This window comes from Isoptericola sp. NPDC056134 (assembly GCF_042264825.1).
GTDB classification, from domain to species: domain Bacteria; phylum Actinomycetota; class Actinomycetes; order Actinomycetales; family Cellulomonadaceae; genus Isoptericola; species Isoptericola nanjingensis.
On record NZ_JBHJVM010000069.1, the window covers coordinates 1 to 721 of the forward strand.

Consider the following 721-nt stretch of genomic DNA (forward strand, 5'->3'; position numbering starts at 1 on the left):
CTGCCGGAGCGAGCTGCGGTCTGGGTGCAGGTGCCGATGGGCTCCCGTACCGCGCTTGCAAAGTTCTAGTGTTGCGAACGCCAAGGCTGTGCATCGCTGCGTTATGGCTGGCACACAGCGGCAACGGTTTTACTCGTCCTCGGTTGGCCTGAGCGGGTCGTGATGCAGATCATGGGCAACTTGCCTACGGCGATGGCGGCCCAGAACCAGCACGTGAAGGGCGGCATCCTCGCCGACGTCGCGCAGCGGGTCGGAGGACTCATCTGAGAAGTAGCCAACAACGCTGACGACAGCAGCGTGGAGAGCTCCGAAGAGCTCCGTTACGACCTACAGATGTAGCGGGAGAGATTCGCTGCGGCGCAGTTCTTCAATCGGGCAGTACGGGGCAGCGCTCTCAGGCATGATATGTAGCATGAGTATCGACTGGGGGCGTGTGGCAGAGATTCAGCGAACCTTTATTGGGATGGGTTTGCTCGTCGCTCTGTCACTGTGTGGCTATCGATTTATTCGCTGGGCTCTATTGAAGATTCCCGTCACACGAAATGGGATAGAGCAGTGGAACATTCGAACTGCCGAGAAGGACTTTTCTGATACTGCGGTCGCGCTGAGAAAGTTGGGACTGGCGAACATGCAGACAGACCCACTAAGGACTGCCGGCAGGAAAAATGCCGCTGTCGTTCACGCAAGCTATCAGGTCTTTATGTTCCTAATCGCTCTTGGC

General features: G+C 57.4%; 1 protein-coding gene. It reads left to right on the plus strand.

Features of this window, described 5'->3' with window-relative positions; genetic code table 11:
• Positions 1-412 precede the first annotated feature (412 nt).
• Positions 413-721: hypothetical protein (locus tag ACFCZN_RS21290; RefSeq protein WP_430558091.1), on the plus strand; the 309-nt coding region annotated here is incomplete at its 3' end.